Genomic DNA, 19440 nt, shown 5'->3' with positions numbered 1-19440 from the left:
TCATTTGGAAATTTATCTCTTACAAGGGTTTTTATGCGACAAGATTTTTTAGCAAATGTGGAAATTTTGGTTTTGGATTTTGGCTCTCAATACACGCAATTAATCGCTAGGCGACTGCGCGAATATGGAATCTATACAGAGATTGTTCCGTATTTTGAAACACTAGATTCTATTAAGGCAAAGCAACCTAAAGGCATTATTTTAAGCGGAGGACCTGCTAGCGTGTATGAAGAGGGCGCATATAAGCCTGATTCTAGGATATTTGAGTTAGGAATCCCTGTGCTTGGCATTTGCTATGGTATGCAATATATCGCGCATTTTTTTGGTGGCTCTGTGGTGAGGGCAGAGGCGCAAGAGTTTGGCAAGGCGGTTTTGGAGATTCTCAATATAGAAGAGAATTTAACTTTTAGTGAATTTGACCATAAAAAAATGCCAAAGGTGGCACTTGTGGATTTGTGGGAGGATTCTGTTAGAGATAGCCACGAATTTTTAACAGAGAATGCTATTTTGGAAATTAAAAACGATGTTAATGCGCTTTTGGAAAAATCTAAAAATACACTTGTAGCAACTGATGAAGAGACATTTTTAGGCTTTCTTGGAGTAGAGCACAATCGTATTGAAATGCTTTTTGTGCATCCGAAGTTTTTTAGACGTGGTGTGGGGAGGGCATTATTGCGTGAAGCATTTATGCGACATCTGAAGCAGTTTGATAGCATTGTAGTAGATTGCAATGCAGATAATGCGCGGGGGCTAAAATTCTACCAGAAATTAGGATTTAAAGAGATAGGCAGAAGTGCAAAAGATTCTCAAGGAAGGGATTTTGCAATTGTGCATTTGGAAGTTTCAAATGCAGTTTTAGCAAGTGCTTTAAAATCGCATAATGTTTTATTTCATAATGTTAAGCAGAATTCTATCGTATGGATGAGCCACGCTGATAAGGTGGAATCTATCCCGCAAGGTTTTGTAGAGCTTGCAAAGTCTGGGAACACGCATTATTGCGCGATAGCAAATTTGAAGCAAAACATTTATGCACTGCAGTTTCACCCTGAAGTTGTGCATAGTGAGTGCGGAGGGGAGATTCTAAAGAATTTTGCCCTGCAAATTTGTGGTGCGGATACAAGCTGGAATATGCGTAATTTTGCTCAAACAGAGATTATAAAACTAAGAAAAAGAGTTTTTGGAAAATCTTGGGATTCTAAAAACGCGCAAAAACTAGGGCAAAAAGTCTTATGCGCTGTAAGTGGTGGGGTGGATTCTAGCGTTGTTGCCACGCTTTTATATCATGCCATAGGAGATGCCCTTATCCCTGTATTTGTGGATACGGGGCTTTTGCGTAAAGGTGAGAGAGAGGCAGTTGAGAAGATGTTTAAAGAAAACTTAAAAGTGCCTTTGATTGTGTGTGATGCGAGTGTGTTGTTTTTAGAGAGGCTTAAAGGTGTGATTGACCCAGAGATGAAGCGTAAAATCATCGGCGAGACTTTCATAGAAGTCTTTGAAAAAGAGGCAAAAAAGCACAATGCAAAGGGTGAGATAAAATTCCTAGCACAAGGCACACTCTATCCCGATGTGATAGAATCTGTAAGCGTGAAAGGACCATCTAAGACGATAAAAAGCCATCATAATGTAGGCGGGTTGCCTGAATGGATGCAATTTGAGTTAATAGAGCCTTTAAGAGAGCTTTTTAAAGATGAAGTGAGGGCATTAGGCAGGGAGCTAGGAATGCCAGAATCTATGCTTATGCGCCATCCATTTCCCGGACCCGGACTTGCTATTCGCATTATGGGAGAGGTGAATAGGGCGGATTTAGATTTATTGCGCGAGGCGGATTCTATCTTTGTAGAAGAGCTTTATAAGGCGGGGCTTTATGATAAAGTTTGGCAGGCATTTTGCGTGCTTTTAAATGTGTGCAGTGTGGGAGTAATGGGCGATAATCGCACTTATGATAATACCATTTGTGTGCGTGCAGTGGAGGCACTAGATGGAATGACTGCGAGTTTTGCACACTTGCCACATAGCTTTTTAGAATCTGTGAGTAATCGCATAATCAATGAAGTAGAGGGCATTAACCGCGTGGTGTATGACATCACTTCTAAGCCACCGGGCACAATTGAGTGGGAGTAATGGAGTATAAATAATAAAAACTATGAGTTACAAAATGTTAAACAAAGATGAAATAAAAACCTTGCAAGATATAGAATCTAGATATTATATGCAACCAATGATTGCAAAAATTAATGTTGATATTTCTACTCAAAAATTTGGATTGCAAGAAATTTTTAATCATCTCTATGATTACCTTGTAGATTGCAAAGATGAAGTAGAAATTCTTATTCAAAATAGAATTCAACAGGGCGAAATAAGAGACGCGAGTCAAGCGAGAAAAAGTATTGCTGGAGGAGCATTTTCAAACCTTATTGTTTGGGTATTTCTTAAAAATAAAGAACAAGGCAATATAAGACAAAATATTTTCATTACCTCTAAAATTTCTTCTGTTCCACAATGGCAAGATTTATTTTATATCAAAGTGGGGGAGGAGATACAAAAGCCCGATGTGGATTTGGTGATTTATAGCTTAGATTCTAAAAATAAATTCCACAAATGTTTAATTTTGTCGCTTAAAACTTCCTTGCGTGAAAGGGCGGGACAGACTTATAAATGGAAGCTTTTAATGGAAATCGCCAATACAGAATCTAGCATTAAAGAAAAATATGACATTTCTTATAATCCTCCTATATTACCGCTTGTATGTTTTGCCACTGTAAATTTCTACAATGAAATCAATAATCCTCAACATAGGGGAATGTTCAAATTTTTTGATTGCGCATTTATTGGCAAAAATATACAAACAGGAAATTTTATAAAACCCTTAAGTGCTTTAATTGATTACATAAGCGAGAAACTCTAATGACATTTTTAGAAAAACCCCGCTTCAATGCAGATTTTGCGCCAAAACACACGATTAGAGATTCTAAAAAGCAAGAATATCTAGCAATTTATAAACCTAAATACGACTTTTTGGGGCAATCTTACGCGTCAATGTATCCTAATTTACATAAATATCCCGCAACAATGCTTCCTCAAATTGGCTTAGAGTTATTAAAAGAGTTTAAAGCAAAAAAAAGTAATCTTTTAGACCCATTTTGTGGGAGCGGAAGTAGCTTTGTAAGTGGTTTAGAATATGGAATTAAACATTTTGTAGGTTTTGATTTAAATCCTTTAGCGATAACAATTTCAAAGGCGAGAATGACTTATATAGAATCCTCTTATCTTATTAGACAAAAGGAAAGATTATTGCGTCAATTAGAATCTAAAAATAAACCTTCTTTAGATTTTAATCCTTTGGAGAATATTACCAATCTTGATTTTTGGATAGATAAAAACGCACAGCAAGATTTAAAACTGATTTTTTCTCATCTTAAAAATTTAGAGGATAAAAATGTGCAAAATCTCTTTATGCTTAGTTTTAGTGAGACTTTGCGAGAGTGTAGCTATACTCGTAATAATGAATTTAAGCTCTTTAGAATGAAGAATTATGAAAATTATAAGCCCAATGTATATGCCATTTTTATCAAAAATATAGAAACTATTTTAAAGGATTATTTGCAATTTTATCAACCAAAATTACAAGAAGTTAATCTTAATCTTAGTAATGCGAATTTTCAAAATCCAAAGCAAAAATTTGATACTTTACTAACAAGCCCACCTTATGGAGATTCTAAAACCACTGTGGCGTATGGGCAATTTAGCACTTTTATTAACGAATGGTTAGGTTTTAAAGACGCTAGGAAATTAGACTCTAGGCTTATGGGGGGCATAAAGGCTAAAAATCTCTATAATAAAGGATTGATTAGGGATTACATTATAGAGATTGATAAAGCAGATAAAAAAAGAGCTCTAGAAATCTCAAGCTTTTATTTTGATTTGGAATCTAACATTCAATCTTTAATAAATTCTATAAATCTCGGTGGTAAAGTATTTTTTATAGTAGGCAATCGCAGAGTAAAAAATATAGAACTTCCTACTGATAAATTTATTGCCGAAGTTTTTTGCAATAATGGTTTTATGCACTTGCAAACAATTAAACGCAAAATTTCTAACAAATCAATGCCACTTCAAAATTCACCAAGCAATAAAAGTGGATATAAATCCAATACAATGAACGAAGAGTATATTGTTGTGTGTGAGAAATTATAATGGGCTTTAGAATCTTAAGTAAATATAAGATAAATATCAAAAGCGTTGAGGTAATGGGCGATAATCGCACTTATGATAATACCATTTGTGTGCGTGCAGTGGAGGCACTAGATGGAATGACAGCAAGTTTTGCGCATTTGCCACATAGCTTTTTAGAATCTGTGAGTAATCGCATAATCAATGAAGTAGATGGCATTAACCGCGTGGTGTATGACATCACTTCTAAGCCACCGGGAACTATTGAGTGGGAGTAGGGAATGAGTGAAAACAAAACCACATTGCCAAATCTATTAAATGACATAGTAGTTTTTCTTAAAAAACAAAACTTACAACTAAGCACTCAAAGTCGTGATGGGCGGATAAATTCAGCTTTTAACGAAGATGAAATTTTTAGACTTTTAGAATCAAAATTTGTAATAAATCACCCAAATATGCGTGATTGGGTAGATTTTAGTTTTTATGAAAATAATGTATTTTATCCTGTAAATATTAAAGTTAGCACGACAAAAACAACTGATAATCTCAACTGCAAACTAGGAATCTATTATGCCTTAACAGGTAAAATTCCACCTTTTAATAATGGTGTAAGCTGGGAAATATATTTCAAAACTTTAAGTGAGAATCTAGAACCAAATGGCAAGGATTATTATTTTTTAATTATAAACAAAGATAATCCTAGTGATGTGTTTGCTACTTCGTTAAAAAGTTTAGAATCTATCTTGCCAAATGGCAACAATCTCCCCTTTCAAGCTAAATGGGACAATAATCGCAAACTGATAAATAGAGATTTTGAAAGTGCAAAAGCTTTTTTACTTGGAACTTTTGAGGAATCTTTAAAACTTAGAGCTGATGCTTATTTGCATTTTAGGAGATATTTTTATGAATCTTAATGTAGAAACTTTAGGGCAGGTTTTTACCCCAAGCTATATTGTAAGTGATATGCTAAGCCTCATTCAAAGCACAAAGATTCTACAAAATCCGCGATTTTTAGAGCCAAGCTGTGGCAATGGGGCGTTTTTTGAAAATCTACCTAAAAATAAAGTGGGTATTGAAATAGATTCTAGTGTAGTTTGTGATAAGGCGGTTTTGCAAGAAGATTTTTTTGGCTATCCTGTGAATGAAAAATTTGATTGCATTATTGGGAATCCGCCTTATGTGCGTTATCAAGATATTGCTACATCTACAAAGACACTTCTTAAACCTTATTCTAGGCTTTTTGATTCTCGCTCAAATCTTTATCTTTTTTTCATCTACAAATGTATTTTGCACTTAAAAGAGGGAGGAGAGTTGATTTTTATTACCCCACGAGATTTTTTGAAATCAACCTCAAGTGTGCGTTTAAATGAGTTTTTATTTTCTCAAGGTAGTATCACGCATTTTATTGATTTGGGTGATAAAAAGATTTTTGACAATGCCCAGCCAAATTGTGCGATTTGGAGGTTTGAAAAGGATAATTTTACTCGCAAGACGCAGTGTTTAAGAGAGTTTTCCTGTGTAAATGGACAGCTACTTTTCACTAAAAAAGCCTACACGATTCCTTTTAAAGATTTATTTTTTGTCAAAGTTGGAGCAGTAAGTGGTGCAGATTCTATCTTTACAAATGAAGAGGTTGGTAATGTGGAATTTGTAAATTCTACTACTGCTAAAAGTGGCAAAACGAGAAAAATGATTTATGGAATCTATGGTAAAAATTGTGCGTATTTACAAGATTTTAAAGGGCAGCTTTTAAGGCGGAGGATTAAAAAATTCAATGAGGAAAATTGGTGGGAATGGGGAAGGGATTATTATAAAAGTGAAAAATCACGCATTTATGTCAATACTAAAACGCGCAATAAAAAGCCATTTTTTATTCACGAATGCAAGGCTTATGATGGTTCAGTCCTAGCAGTTTTTCCAAAATTTAAGGTGGATTCTGTGATATTGGGAATATTATGTGAGAGGCTCAATAATGTTGATTGGGAGGAGCTTGGATTTGTATGCGATGGAAGATTTTTGTTTTCACAACGAAGCCTAGAAAATGCAGTGCTAGATTCTAGTTTTTTAGAATTTGCAAACAATAGAATCATCAATGAAGTAGAGGGCATTAACCGCGTGGTGTATGACATCACTTCTAAGCCACCGGGCACAATTGAGTGGGAGTAGGGGGAGATTATGAGTAAGAAATATAATATTGTGATTGAGAAAAACTCTTTTTATTTTTCAAATTCACAATTTGAAGAAAGCTATGAGGCAAACACAATTAACCTTATAAAGACTTTACTATTGAATTTGCAAAATCAAATCTTAAATCAAGGCTGTAAAGAAGAGGTTTTTGTCAATTTTATACAAACAAATGAATTTGGATTAGAAGCTTTACTCGTGCTTAATGGTATTGCTAATGAAAACCTCAAAAGAATTATTACGATTGCACGAATCGTAAAAGATAATGATTTGTCAATGCTTCTTAATATGCAACATTGGAATACACATAATACTGAGACAGATTTAAAAGAATGGGGTGATAAAAAAATAAAAAATCTCATTAAAAATAATGAAAATTTTGCAAAAGGACTCATTAATCTCTTTTTTCAAGGCTCATCTAACCCCTTTTTGGCTAAAACATTACCTTTATTTGAACTCAATAAATTAAATTTACAAAAAGTTAATTTTGATAAAAATGCAATGATTGACACACTTATTCGCTATCGCCAAAAAGGGAGTTATTCAGGTGCTATGCAGAATAATCCAGAATCCACGATTAAAGAAATTCTCTCTCGTTTATCTATTTATTATGATAGTGGAGACTTGCCACTTTTAGGTTTAAATGAAAACCTTAGCAAACGCACTATGGATTTTATTATTCCGAATAAACAAAATCCGCAAATTATTATAGAATCCTCTTTTTTAAGCACAACAAGTTCTGGGCAAGGCGATAAGGCAAAAACAGAGATTACAGTAGGAATGTTGATTAAAAAGCATTATCCAAATGCTAAGTTTTATGGATTTATTGATGGGATTGGCTGGTATGTTCGCAAACAAGATTTAAGGCGTATGGTTGAGGCTTATGATGAAGTTTTTACTTTTCGTTGTGATGAATTACAACGATTTGAATTAATGCTTAAAAATATTTTTAAGGTGTAAAAAATGAAAAACTTACCTATGAATGAAATTTTACAAGGTGATTGTTTAGAATTATTAAAAAAAATTCCAAGTAATAGTATAGACTGCGTTTTTGCCGACCCACCTTTTAATCTTAAAAAAAAATACAATTCCCATAAAGATAAACTCTTAGAATCTGAATATCTGCAATGGTGTGAAAAATGGATAAACGAATGTGTAAGAGTACTCAAAAATGATGGCTTTATTTTTTTGCACAATATTCCAAAATGGCTTGTCTATTATGCAAATTTTCTCAATGATAAAGCTATGTTTAGGCATTGGATAAGTTGGGAGGCAATGACCGCTCCGATGGGAAAAACCTTGCAACCCGCACATTATGGAATATTATTTTATTCAAAAGGTGAGGTGAAAAGTAGATTTAAAGAAGTTCGCTATCCACACAAGAGAGACAGGAAGGGCATTTTAGTTAAAGACTATGGAGGGAAAAAGGGTATTTTGCATCCTTTTGGACCTCTTTGTTCTGATGTATGGACAGATATTCATCGCATAAGACACACTAAAAATAGAGATAACCACCCCTGCCAACTTCCTATTCATTTGCTAGAGAGGATTATTTTGATGAGCAGTGAAGAGGGGGATACAATTTTAGATCCATTTTTAGGGACAGGAACAACAGCAATTGCCGCAAAACGACTCGGGAGAAATTTTATAGGTTTTGAGAAAGATGAGCAGTATTGTGAAATTGCACAAGACAAAATAGATTCTGAATATTTTGTGTCTCAAATAGGAGAATTTTATGTGAGCTTTCATTTAAATGAAATTGTTACATTGAGAGAATGTGATTGGGAGGGACTCAAAAAATACTTTGAGATTCCACAAAACATAAAACATATTGATATACAAAAAATAAAACTAAAAAATACAGGCAAAGAAAGGATAAATCTTTTTGATAATATCTTAATGTTAGAAGCTTGATAAGAAGTGTATCATCAATAAAACACAAGGCATTAACCGCGTGATGCAGACAAGCCAAGCAAACCACCGGCTAAATTAGAGTGGGAGTAGGGAGAGAAATGGCAATCCAAATGCATTTAGATAGAATCCAAACGATTAATCAAGGAAGTTTTACACCACAGATTTTGTTATTAAAATCACACATTTTTAATGCTTATAGTGTAAAATTTACAGAAAAGAGTCACATAAGGATAAAATATTGCAACACTCATTTGAAAATGCAGAATCTAAGCCTTTTGTAAAATGGGCGGGTGGAAAAAGGGCGTTGATAGATACGATAATGCCTTTTATCCCAAAGCATTTCAAGTGCTATTTTGAACCATTTGTGGGTGGCGGGGCTTTGTTTTTTGCTTTGCATAATCAAGGATTATGCGCATCTAAAATTTATTTGAATGACAAAAATAAAGAGCTTATCAACGCCTATCAAGCAATCCAAGATAATCCTGAAAAACTTTTAGTAGAGCTAGAAATTTTACAAAATACGCATAATAAAGAAACTTTTTATCACATTCGCAATCTTGATAGACAAAAAAACTTTGCCAATTTCAATCCCTTTTTTCGCGCTGCAAGGTTTATTTATCTTAATAAAACTTGTTTTAACGGATTATGTCGCTACAACGCTAAGGGCGAGTTTAACACACCTATGGGAAGTTATAAAAATCCTAAGATTTATGATAAAGATTTGATTATGAATGCGCATAATGCCTTAAAAAATGTGAGCATTATGCATATTGATTTTGAAATGGCTATCAAAAACGCTAAAAAGGGAGATTTTGTATATTTTGACCCGCCTTATTATCCACTTAGCCAAACCTCTAGCTTTGTAAGCTATACGGATAATTTTTTAAAAGAAGAACAATTCAGGCTTTATAATGTTTTTAGGGAGCTAGATTCTAAAGGCATAAAAGTTTTACAAAGCAATTCTAATGCAGAATTTATAAGAGAACTTTATAAGGATTTTGAAATTATAGAAATTCAAGCAAAAAGAGTGATTAATTGTAAGGGCGATAAGAGAGGGGAAATTACTGAACTTTTGATTAGGGGAAATTATGAGTAAAAATAATGAAAGCTGGCAAAAAATCTATGATGATTTAAAAATGTATCAACACGATTTTAATAAAGAACCCTTTTTATTAAAGGCAGGACAAATTAAGAAATGCGTAAAAGACTTTCACAAAGTCTCGCAAAAAGAAGTGCGTATTTTATGCAAGCAAGATAGTAGAGAGGATAGACCACAGATTTTTATTGATAACGAACTTTTTATTTTGCCTATCAAAAATGGGGAATATATTATCTGCAAAGGCGAGGGTTATGTTGATATTCCAGACATTCAAACACAATGCGAAACCTATATAAGCAAATTAGATTTTGAGCTAAAAAGTGCAAAAGTTGGAAACTCTCAAATGCAACATTTAGATTTTGCTTATGCTTCGTCTCTTATAAGGACATTTTTAAATGATGAAAGCTTGGTTTTAAGCATACGAGGTCGGAAATACACGCCGGAATTTTCTTTTGATACACAATATTACAAAAATATCAAAGTAGTTTCTGTGCAAACAGAGGTAGATAGCGGATTTGAGGGGAGAGATAAAGTTGTTTTAATAGAGGCAAAAAAATACTCAAACAAAAAATATCATCATACGACAACTTTATTATCCGCTAAGACAATGGAGTATTCATACTCAAAAACAAGTAACAACGTTATTTTTGAAAAGCGTGGTGGTGAATTTTTGATTTGGGAATTTGAGTTTAAGGATATAAATAATTACAACAGCATTTGCCTTAAAGCAAGTGCAAAGTATAGGATTACGCACACAAAGTAAGATTTTAACAAATCAAATCTTGCAAGATAATAGCCGAGAATCCTTGCGTAAATCTCTGATTCTACATGGATTTGATATTTTTACACCTAGATTTTGTTGTTAAAATCACACATTTAATGCTTATAGTGTAAAATTCGCGGAAAAAGAGCGGCATTGTGGATAAAGAGAATTATTGCAAAGCTGTGGGCTAAATTGGAATCCTAAGGAAGTTTTATGTTACAAGCACAAATTAAAAATTTTTCTTATACAAAAATATGGCAAGAAAATTTGGAAAGCTTCACTTTTACAAATATTAATTCTTTGCACAGCAAGTGTTTGATTCATTTTCAAAATAAAACTTTAGCTTTAAGCAAATGGGTTAGCCCTAAGCGCACCCGCTCTTATCCTTATGCAAGGATGTACGATACTTTTGATAGCTATGCAAATAAGATTGTTAGCATTATTCCAATTATTAAAGATGAGGGCATTAATGGTGATATGGATTACTTGCAATGGGATAGCATTTCTTTGATGAGTCTTTTAAATATCTATGTGATTTTGGGATTTTATGATAAAGCAGAAATTCACCCAAAAAAAAGCTGGTAAAATCACTAAACAAGCATTTAATAATGCATATATTTTAGATCAACTCAAGCAACTTATTAAGTATTATCAATCAGCATTACATTGGAATCTTAATCAGCTAAGCAGTGAAAATCTTGCCAAATTAGCAAAAATGGCAAAAAATGCTTATATTGATATTTCTCATACATTAAAAATAAAACTTCATAATGTGCAAAATATAGATAATTTTATATGCAAAATTTCTAAAAATAGAGAATCTTTTATGGAGTTTTCAAGGGGTAAGGCAAAACAAGCTCAAAATAGAGAGGCTTTAACTTTACAACCCAAAGAAAATATAGGCATAGGGAAGAAAGCAAAAATTACTATAAATAATTATTTGGGAGGAGAATATTTTTTTACAATTGATGATGTGTTTTTCAAAAATGATACATTGTATTTATGCGAGAGCAAACATAGTAAAAACGCATTATTGCCGAGTAATGATGATATAAAAGATGGACTTTTAAAGCTTATGCTTTATAATAATCTCTCAAAAATTGAAAGATATGATAGTTTTAAAATTGTCTTGAGATTAACCTCAAACATTTTGCAAGATAGTATTATTTTGCCAAGCAAAAATTTGGATTCTTTTATTAAAAACAATGCTTTTTCTGGTTCTCAAATTGCTACCTTAAAAGCCTTAAATATAGAATCCAAACAAAATCATTTTGAAATTTGGATAAACAATGAATATTAGATTCTATAAATCACCACTTCGTTATCCGGGTGGTAAAAGTAGAGCGATTAAGATTTTAAAAGATTATTTTCCGCAAAGCTTTAGTGAGTATAGAGAGCCATTTTTTGGCGGTGGAAGTGTGGGGATTTATCTTGCTCAAAATCTTTTACATCAAAAACAAATTCAATTTTTCGCAAATGATTTAAATAAAGATGTGTATTGTTTTTGGAGCATCCTAAAAACACAAAATCAAGCTTTGATTAATGCAATTCAAAACATTAAAAAATATTATAAAAATGGCAGAGAACTTTATGAGAATATCTTAAGTCGCAGGAATGAAAATTTAGATGATTTTCAAAGGGCTGTGGATTTTTTCGTGCTTAATCGCATTACTTTTAGTGGAGTGGTTGATTGTGGAGGATATTCGCAAAAAGCTTTTGAATTTCGCTTTACACAAAGCTCCATTGATAGGCTTAAAAATATGGATATAATCTTGCAAAACTTTATTTTTAGCAATGAGAGCTATGAGAATCTCTTGCAAAAAGAGGGCAAAGATGTCTTTATGTTCTTAGATCCACCCTATTATTCTGCTACAAAATCAAGACTCTATGGTAAAAAAGGCGATTTGCATACGAGTTTTAATCATCAAAAACTTTGTGATAATCTTAAAAATACAAAGCATAATTTTTTGCTAACTTATGATGATAGTAATTTTATACGAGAGCTTTATAAGGGTTTTTGCGTGAAAGAATGGACTTTGCAATATGGAATGAATAATTACAAGCAGGAAAAAGCAAATATTGGCAAGGAACTTTTAATCGCTAATTTTGAAATAGAAAACAATATGAAATATTTTTATTTTAACTATTCAAACAACACAATTAGTATTAACCGCGTGGTGCAGGCACAAGCAAACCCCGGTAAATTAGAGTGGGAATAGGAGAGAAAATAATAAATGACAATCCAAACACATTTAAACAAAATCCAAACAATTAATCAAGGCAGTTTTTACACGCCTGATTCTATCGTGGGCATTGCTTATCAAATGCTTTTAGATTCTATTAACAATCCACAAGATTATGTTTTGCTTGATAGTTCTTGCGGATATGGAAGCTTTTTGCAATTAGAAGGATTTAAGCAAAATATCGGCACAGATATTGATGAAAAAGCTTTAAAACAAGCAAAGGAGAATTTTAAGAACTTTACGCCCAAACCTCTATTTATCCATACTAACGCACTCGCTGATGTCCAAAGAGACAAATTTAGGATTACAGAATCTAACAAGCTCATAATCATAGGCAATCCTCCTTATAATGATAAAACTTCTATCGTGCAAAATCACCTTAAAAATAGTAATTCTGCCCCTGTGGATTCTCATCTTCAAGCACGTGATATTGGCATTAGCTTTTTGCGTTCTTTTGATGCATTAAGGGCGGATTATATTTGTGTGCTTCACCCACTTTCCTATCTCATTAAAGAAAGCAATTTTAAGGCATTGAAAGATTTTAGCAAACACTATCGCTTGATAGATTCTATGATTATTAGCTCTGCTATTTTCTGTCCTAAATCTATGGGATATTTTCCTATTATCATTGCTTTGTATGAAAGAGACAATCAGGGAATGGATTATGATTTTATTTTAAATTTTACTTTTCATACCTTAGAGGGCAATTCTTTTAAGCTTAATGATTTTGATTTTATAGCAAAATATATTGATAAATATCCTAATAAAAAACGTGTAGATTCTCAAGTAAAAGTAGCGATGTTTTACACTTTGCGTGATATTAACGCCCTGCGTCGCTCAAAAACTTTCATAACAAAAGAAAATAGCAATACAATTTATGTGAGCAAAGAAAAATATAGTTTATATTGTTACATTGATGTGTTTAAAATGATGATTGCCCATACTCCTTATTATTTGGGGAATTGTGATATTTTGATAGATTTTAAGGAATTTAAAGCCTTAGAATCTGCGTTTATCAAAGCAAGTGAGAGTAAGACTATAAGCCCAGAAATTACAGAGTATTTTAGAAAATTATTAGGAAAGCATTATGAGGATTGAAAGATTAGAAAATAATAAAATTTTTATAGAACTCCCACTCACAACGCAAAGTGGCAAGATTAGAGTAAAGATGAGAAATAGCTTTTATGAATATGGAATCCCAACTCCAACAAGGCAAATTCCATTCTCTCAAAAGCATTATATTGAATGGCAAATCGGCTATGATGTGGATAAAAACGATAAAGAAAAACTTGCTTTAAGCACCTTACAAGAGACACATTTTATAGGGGCAAATGGCAAAAATAAGGCACTTTATGAGTTAAGTGAGTATTTATATTATTTTTACCAATGGAAGATAATCACGCAACAAGAAATTAGCAATTTATATGAGTTTTTAAGCAATGTTAAGAGTGATGAATTTTTAGATTCTCGCTCTGATTTATCGATTTTACGAAGCCACCCTGCAAGTAAAAATATTTTAGATATGAATTTTTACTATTGCGAAGTAAAATACCCGCTTTTAATGCATAAATTTGGTAATTTTGATATTTTGCTTGAAATTATAATCAAAGAAAAACAAAGGGCAATAGGTGTGCAACCTATGCTTTATGTATGCTTCCCAATTACAGAGCTAGAGGCAAAAGAAAATATGCCATTACTTTTAGGCAGAATAGCAGAATCTAAAGAATGCGCTACTCTTATTTTAGATTCTAAAGATAAGAACTTTTTGCTAGAAACTTTTAAGATTTTTGGAATCTTAAGTAAGAATCACAATTATGATGTATTAGAAATTTTAGGGCTTATTCAAAATGGATAGAGATAAGATAAATCGTATTAAGCATATAGTGCAAATAGGTAATGGTTTTTTTAGCTATGAAAATACTACATTATTGTTTGATTCTGTGTTGCATAAAAAGTTGCTAAGCCCTCAAAGTCTTGATTTAATTATCACTTCACCACCCTATAATGTAGGCATAGAGTATAACTCTAGTGCGGATTCCAATGATTATAAACACTATCTTGCATTCACGCAAAAATGGCTTAGAAATTGTTATTTTTGGGCAAAAGATGGCGCAAGATTCTGTCTTAATATCCCGCTTGATAAAAACAAAGGTGGGCAGCAAAGCGTGGGAGCAGACATCACAACTCTTGCTAAAAAAGTAGGCTGGAAATATCACAGCACAATAATTTGGAATGAGGGTAATATCTCAAGGCGCACTGCGTGGGGGAGTTGGCTTAGTGCTTCTGCTCCTTATGTTATCGCACCTGTTGAGTTAATCCTCGTGCTTTATAAAGGCGAGTGGAAGAAAAAACACAAAGGACAAAGCGATATAAGTAAAGAGGAGTTTATGGCTTGGACTAATGGCTTATGGAGTTTTAATGGAGAATCTAAAAAGCGCATAGGACACCCCGCACCCTTTCCTAGAGAGTTACCTAAGCGATGTATCAAACTTTTTTCCTTTGTAGGAGATGTAGTTTGCGACCCTTTTAGCGGGAGTGGAACAACAATGATAGAAGCATATTTGAATAAACGCAAGTTTATAGGCATAGAGCTGGATAAAGAGTATTGCGAACTCTCAAAAAATCGCTTTTTAGAGACAATCAAAAAAGAGAAAGGATTGTTTGATGCGTGAAAATATCAAAAAAGGAAGCCAGCTTGATTTGATAATGGAATTTTTCAAAGCAAATGCTAAAAGAGATATTGCTCATCCTGAAGTTGTAGATTGGGTAGTTAAGGAATGGCAGAGGCGCACAGGCAAAGTTTTTAGAGACCCTGATAGAGGGATTAGAAGTTTGCACCAAAGGGGTTATTTACAAAAAATCGCAAAAGGCATTTATCGCTATGAACCTAATTTTGTGCATTTAAGAGAGGATTTAGAGGATTTTAGCCCAAGTTTAAAAAAGCAAATTTTAAAGCGGGATAATTATCAATGTGTGATTTGTGGAATGGGTAAAAAAGAAGGCGTAGAGCTTCACATAGACCATATTAAACCTAAAGATTTAGGAGGTAAGGCGAGTTTAGAAAATGGACAAACGCTTTGCAGTAAGCATAATTTCTTAAAGAAAAACCTAAAACAAACAGAAACAGGCAAAAAAATGTTTTTAAGAATGTTGGAATCTGCAAAAAATACAAACGAAAAAGAGTTGGTGGATTTTTTAGAAGATGTGTTAAAAGTGTATGAGAAACACAATATCAATGGGCATATTGTGTGGAAAAAATAATTCAATACGATAAGCACAAACAGATTAGAGTGGAGAGGAAAGCATATTTTTAGATAATGATGATAATATTCTCAAAAATTGTGAAAAAAGGGAGTAAAAATGGCAGAAATGCGAGCGAAGAGGAAAAGCATCTTTGATTATTTATCAAAAAATAAATTTTTAATTCCTATGTATCAAAGGAATTATGTTTGGTCAGAAGATGAATGCGAACAACTTTGGGATGATGTGTTAAATTTTTTTGAAAACAAAGACGAAGATGAAGAATATTTTCTAGGTTCTGTTGTAGTGTATAAAGATAATGGCAGACAAAATATCATTGATGGACAACAACGCACAACGACTTTAAATCTTTTGATACGCGCCTTATACCAAAAGGCAAGAGGGCAAAATAACATTGATAAATTAAAAAGCAATCTTGCTTCTTGTCTTTGGGATATTGATGCTTTAACAGGGAATATTGATTTTAAAAAAATACATTTAAAAAGTGAGGTGGCTACGGATTTGGATAATGAAAGTTTAGAAAATCTTTTTGAAGATATTTTAGACATTAATAAAGAGTCTAAAAAGCTTTCTTTGTATGAAAAAAATTTTATTTTCTTTCAAAATAAAATTGATGAATTAGCTAAAAATAAGCCAGCAGAGTGGAAAAACTTTTGTTTATGTTTATTAGATTCATGTGTGATTTTGCCCATTGAATGCGATGGGCGCGATAAGGCTTTAAGAATTTTTAATACCTTAAATAATAGAGGAGTTTCTTTAAGTCCAGCCGATATTTTTAAAGGCTTGATTTTTGAGAGGAAAAAAGAAGAGGGTGAGAAAAATAAATTTGCAAAGGAGTGGAAAGAGTTAGAAAGTAAAATCCAAAATTCAAACTATCTAAACAAAGAAGACATAAGCTTTTTATTTACCCAATATGAACATATCATTAGAGCAAAGCATAAGGAAGTAGATACGGTTATACCCAGCGTGCTTGAGTTTTGGACACAAAAAGATAAAGCAAATTCCAAAAAGAAAAAGGTAAATTTTGCAGCTAATGAGGATTTATTAAAGCAAAATGAGACTTTTGAATTTATTCAAAGATTGGGTGAATTTTGGTGTAATCCTTATGAATATTTAAGTCCTAAAGCACAAAAATATTTTGCAGTTTTAAATATTTATCAAAATAAATTGTGGCAAATGGTTGTAAGCGTGTGTTTTTATAAATTTGATAAGGAAAAAAATAGCGATATTTTTGATGTAGTCTTGCCTCAAGTTGTAGCTTATAATACTTTAGGGCTTATGTATGGAAAGGGTGGAAGTTCTGGAGTATTTTGGGGCTTTATGAAAGCCAATGTAAATATTATCAACAATAATATAGAGTGTATTTTTGAGTCGGGTATAAATCTGCCTAACTTAAAAGTGCCTATACTAGAAAATTTTTTAGATTTTTCTAGTAGAGCTCTCCCTAAGCAAGTTCGCTATATTCTTGCAGTTTATGCGCTAATATATAGCGAAAAACAAGTAACACAATGGAACAAAAATGGGAAGAATTACACTTTAGCTAAAGCAGAAATTGAGCATATTTTTCCTAAAAAATGGCAGGATACAAACTATAATGGTTGGAGTGAAGAGGACGCAAAAGTATATTTAGAACATATTGGTAATAAAATGCTACTTGAAAAGAAAGAAAATATAGAAGCGGGAAATGGATATTTTAACAAAAAGAAAGAGAAATATAAAAATTCCTATTTCATGGAAGCACAAGATTTAGCAAATAACACTCAAAAAGATTGGTTAAAAGAGGATATTGAAAAGAGGGGTCGGGCGATTCATCAGAGATTTGCAGAGTTTTTTAAGACTGTTTTTGGAGAGAAATAGCACTAGGGCTATTATGCAATAAAAACATGAGGTGGAGGAGTATCCGCGTATTGTGTCAATGCAGATAATCAAAACAATCCAGCCAATCCCTAAGGGGATTGAGCCTTTTGCTAGAGAAGTATTTTCATAATAGAAAGTATATTTATTTTAAGCATTTATTTATAAGTAAAATTATGTCAAAATTAAAGGATTCCACTTTAAAAAGGCTCCTCAATGACGCATAAAATTTTAGCTCAAACACTTTTTAAATCTGCGGACAAACTGCGCAAAAACATTGACGCCACTGAATACAAGCACATTGTTTTAGGCTTAGTTTTCTTAAAATACATTTCTGATAGCTTCCAAGCCACTTTTAAGAAAGTGCAAAATGAGGGCGGAGACATTGAATATAGAGACGAATACCTTGCGTATAACGCATTTTTCGTGCCACCAAAGGCGCGCTGGGGCTACATTATGGAAAACGCCAAGCAAAGCAGCATCGGCACCTTTTTAGATAATGCAATGCAAACCATAGAGGCAGAAAACCCAAGCCTCAAAGGCGTTTTGCCCAAAGTCTATGCTAAGGAGAATCTAGATTCCATTTGCTTAGGTGGCTTATTGACTTGCTCTCTAATCCCTCTTTGCAGGGTGACTGCGCAAAGTGCGATATTTTAGGGCATATTTTTGAATATTTCTTAGGCGAGTTTGCATTAAGCGAGGGCAAAAAGGGTGGGCAATTTTACACTCCAAAAAGCGTTGTAGCTTCTTATTGCGATGCTAGAGCCTTACAAGGAGCGCGTGTTTGACCCCTGCTGTGGCAGTGGTGGAATGTTTGTGCAAAGTGAGCTTTTCGTGCAATCTCATCGAGGCAATATTGATGACATCTCTATGCTAGGACAAGAGAGCAACCAAACGACATGGCGACTAGCTAAAATGAACCTTGCCATTAGGCAAATTGACTCTAGTCAAGTGAAATGGAATAGCGAGGGCAGTTTCTTAAACGACGCACACAAGGACTTAAAGTCGGATTTTGTCATTGCAAATCCTCCTTTTAACGATTCTGATTATAGTGGCGAACTCTTAAAGCAAGATGGACGTTGGAAGTTTGGCACACCACCTTCTACAAACGCGAATTATGCGTGGATACAGCACTTTTTCTATCATCTAGCTCCCAAAGGCGTGGCGGGATTTGTCCTTGCAAAAGGTAGCCTTACAAGCAACACCGCAACAGAGGGCGAGATACGCAAAAATTTAATAGAATCTAATCTCATTGACTGTATTGTAAATCTCCCTGCGAAGCTTTTCTTAAACACACAAATCCCCGCTTGCCTGTGGTTTATCCGCCGCTCCAAAACAAATAAAGAAATCCTTTTCATAGACGCAAGAAATTGTGGGTAGCTCATTAATCGCAAAAATCGTATTTTAACCAATGAGGATATTTAAAGATAAGTCAAACTTACCACGCGTGGCAAAAAGCGCAAAAAGCGCACGCAGAATCCCATTTAAAAGATTCTAATACGGATATTTCGGCTTCGCCTCGTGCAATCCGCAAGGATTTCACCCTCACTAGCAAATATGACAAGATGGGGCAATATGACAAAACTCCCACTTGTCATACTGACTCTCCCTTTTGTCATTCTGAGGGCAAAGCCCGAAGAATCTCAACAAGCGAAGAATCCCAACATATAAAATCCAAGCAAGATTCTAAAAGTTTAGAATCCACCCCGCCTTATGCCGACATCAAGGGCTTTTGCAAATCCGCCTCCCTACAAGAAGTCGCCGCACTTGGTTACACCTTGACGCCCGGGCGATTTGTAGGCTTAGAAGAGAGTGAGCAAGACTTCGACTTTGAAGCAGAATTTACGCACTTAAAAGCAGAGCTAGAATCCCAAATCAAAGAGGAACAAGAGCTTAACCACAGGATTTTAGAAAATCTTGCTTTGATAGGTGGAGAATTTTGTGATAGTTAA

19 protein-coding genes and 2 pseudogenes are annotated in these 19440 nt (G+C 33.6%); all 21 read left to right on the top strand.

Annotation, left to right across the window (positions count from 1 at the left end):
- The first annotated feature begins 33 nt into the window (after nucleotides 1-33).
- The 21 genes and pseudogenes from guaA (at nucleotide 34) to A3217_RS09010 (ending at nucleotide 19440) form a co-directional block, all read left to right on the top strand.
- Entirely contained in the window at nucleotides 34-2121 is a 2088-nt protein-coding gene (gene guaA / locus A3217_RS08775; protein ID WP_082807878.1) for a glutamine-hydrolyzing GMP synthase, read from the top strand.
- Between the two features lie 34 nt (nucleotides 2122-2155).
- Nucleotides 2156-2905 carry a BsaWI family type II restriction enzyme gene (locus A3217_RS05070; protein WP_066388651.1) on the top strand — a complete coding sequence of 250 codons (750 nt, stop codon included), beginning with the start codon at nucleotides 2156-2158 and terminating at the stop codon, nucleotides 2903-2905.
- Nucleotides 2905-4194 carry a modification methylase gene (locus A3217_RS05065; protein WP_231860202.1) on the top strand — a complete coding sequence of 430 codons (1290 nt, stop codon included), beginning with the start codon at nucleotides 2905-2907 and terminating at the stop codon, nucleotides 4192-4194. The genes A3217_RS05070 and A3217_RS05065 overlap by 1 nt, the downstream gene beginning before the upstream one ends.
- 29 nt (nucleotides 4195-4223) lie before the next feature.
- A pseudogene (locus tag A3217_RS05060) lies at nucleotides 4224-4448 on the top strand (GMP synthase (glutamine-hydrolyzing)); the annotation flags it as partial.
- A gap of 3 nt (nucleotides 4449-4451) precedes the next feature.
- Complete coding sequence (locus A3217_RS05055; RefSeq protein WP_066388647.1) at nucleotides 4452-5084, top strand: restriction endonuclease; 633 nt, start codon at nucleotides 4452-4454, stop codon at nucleotides 5082-5084.
- Nucleotides 5074-6336 (top strand): GMP synthase (glutamine-hydrolyzing), encoded by a 1263-nt coding sequence (locus A3217_RS05050; protein WP_066388643.1) that lies wholly within the window; start codon nucleotides 5074-5076, stop codon nucleotides 6334-6336. The genes A3217_RS05055 and A3217_RS05050 overlap by 11 nt, the downstream gene beginning before the upstream one ends.
- 9 nt (nucleotides 6337-6345) lie before the next feature.
- Entirely contained in the window at nucleotides 6346-7314 is a 969-nt protein-coding gene (locus A3217_RS09015; RefSeq protein WP_156471862.1) for a DpnII family type II restriction endonuclease, read from the top strand.
- A gap of 3 nt (nucleotides 7315-7317) precedes the next feature.
- Complete coding sequence (locus tag A3217_RS05040) at nucleotides 7318-8268, top strand: DNA-methyltransferase (RefSeq protein ID WP_066388642.1); 951 nt, start codon at nucleotides 7318-7320, stop codon at nucleotides 8266-8268.
- Nucleotides 8269-8366: 98 nt separating this feature from the next.
- Nucleotides 8367-8549: a hypothetical protein gene (locus tag A3217_RS09200; protein ID WP_197456877.1), complete on the top strand. Its 183-nt coding sequence runs from the start codon at nucleotides 8367-8369 to the stop codon at nucleotides 8547-8549.
- Nucleotides 8507-9364: a DNA adenine methylase gene (locus A3217_RS05035; RefSeq protein ID WP_066388640.1), complete on the top strand. Its 858-nt coding sequence runs from the start codon at nucleotides 8507-8509 to the stop codon at nucleotides 9362-9364. Before A3217_RS09200 ends, A3217_RS05035 begins: the two co-directional genes overlap by 43 nt.
- Nucleotides 9357-10130 carry a type II restriction enzyme gene (locus tag A3217_RS05030; RefSeq protein ID WP_197456876.1) on the top strand — a complete coding sequence of 258 codons (774 nt, stop codon included), beginning with the start codon at nucleotides 9357-9359 and terminating at the stop codon, nucleotides 10128-10130. Before A3217_RS05035 ends, A3217_RS05030 begins: the two co-directional genes overlap by 8 nt.
- A 213-nt stretch (nucleotides 10131-10343) precedes the next feature.
- Nucleotides 10344-10715, top strand: a complete 372-nt coding sequence (locus A3217_RS05025) for a hypothetical protein (protein WP_066388638.1) — start codon at nucleotides 10344-10346, stop codon at nucleotides 10713-10715.
- Nucleotides 10678-11430 (top strand): hypothetical protein, encoded by a 753-nt coding sequence (locus A3217_RS05020; RefSeq protein WP_066388636.1) that lies wholly within the window; start codon nucleotides 10678-10680, stop codon nucleotides 11428-11430. Before A3217_RS05025 ends, A3217_RS05020 begins: the two co-directional genes overlap by 38 nt.
- Nucleotides 11420-12349, top strand: coding sequence for a DNA adenine methylase (locus A3217_RS05015; RefSeq protein WP_082807876.1), 930 nt, complete (start codon nucleotides 11420-11422; stop codon nucleotides 12347-12349). Before A3217_RS05020 ends, A3217_RS05015 begins: the two co-directional genes overlap by 11 nt.
- Nucleotides 12350-12364: 15 nt before the next feature.
- Nucleotides 12365-13471 carry an Eco57I restriction-modification methylase domain-containing protein gene (locus tag A3217_RS05010; RefSeq protein WP_066388635.1) on the top strand — a complete coding sequence of 369 codons (1107 nt, stop codon included), beginning with the start codon at nucleotides 12365-12367 and terminating at the stop codon, nucleotides 13469-13471.
- Complete coding sequence (locus A3217_RS05005; protein ID WP_066388634.1) at nucleotides 13461-14228, top strand: R.Pab1 family restriction endonuclease; 768 nt, start codon at nucleotides 13461-13463, stop codon at nucleotides 14226-14228. The genes A3217_RS05010 and A3217_RS05005 overlap by 11 nt, the downstream gene beginning before the upstream one ends.
- Nucleotides 14221-15045: a DNA-methyltransferase gene (locus A3217_RS05000; RefSeq protein WP_066388633.1), complete on the top strand. Its 825-nt coding sequence runs from the start codon at nucleotides 14221-14223 to the stop codon at nucleotides 15043-15045. The genes A3217_RS05005 and A3217_RS05000 overlap by 8 nt, the downstream gene beginning before the upstream one ends.
- Complete coding sequence (locus A3217_RS04995) at nucleotides 15038-15634, top strand: HNH endonuclease (RefSeq protein WP_066388632.1); 597 nt, start codon at nucleotides 15038-15040, stop codon at nucleotides 15632-15634. Before A3217_RS05000 ends, A3217_RS04995 begins: the two co-directional genes overlap by 8 nt.
- Nucleotides 15635-15733: 99 nt before the next feature.
- A complete protein-coding gene (locus tag A3217_RS04990) occupies nucleotides 15734-17491 on the top strand; it encodes a DUF262 domain-containing protein (protein WP_066388631.1) in 1758 nt (585 codons plus the stop codon).
- A 213-nt stretch (nucleotides 17492-17704) separates the two neighbouring features.
- Nucleotides 17705-18942, top strand: a pseudogene (locus tag A3217_RS09615) (type I restriction-modification system subunit M); the annotation flags it as partial.
- Between the two features lie 111 nt (nucleotides 18943-19053).
- Nucleotides 19054-19440, top strand: a complete 387-nt coding sequence (locus A3217_RS09010) for an N-6 DNA methylase (protein WP_156471923.1) — start codon at nucleotides 19054-19056, stop codon at nucleotides 19438-19440.

The organism is Helicobacter himalayensis (genome assembly GCF_001602095.1).
In the GTDB taxonomy this organism is placed as follows: domain Bacteria; phylum Campylobacterota; class Campylobacteria; order Campylobacterales; family Helicobacteraceae; genus Helicobacter_F; species Helicobacter_F himalayensis.
The sequence above is the reverse complement of the archived record's forward strand: the minus strand, read 5'-3'. Positions and strand labels throughout refer to the sequence as shown.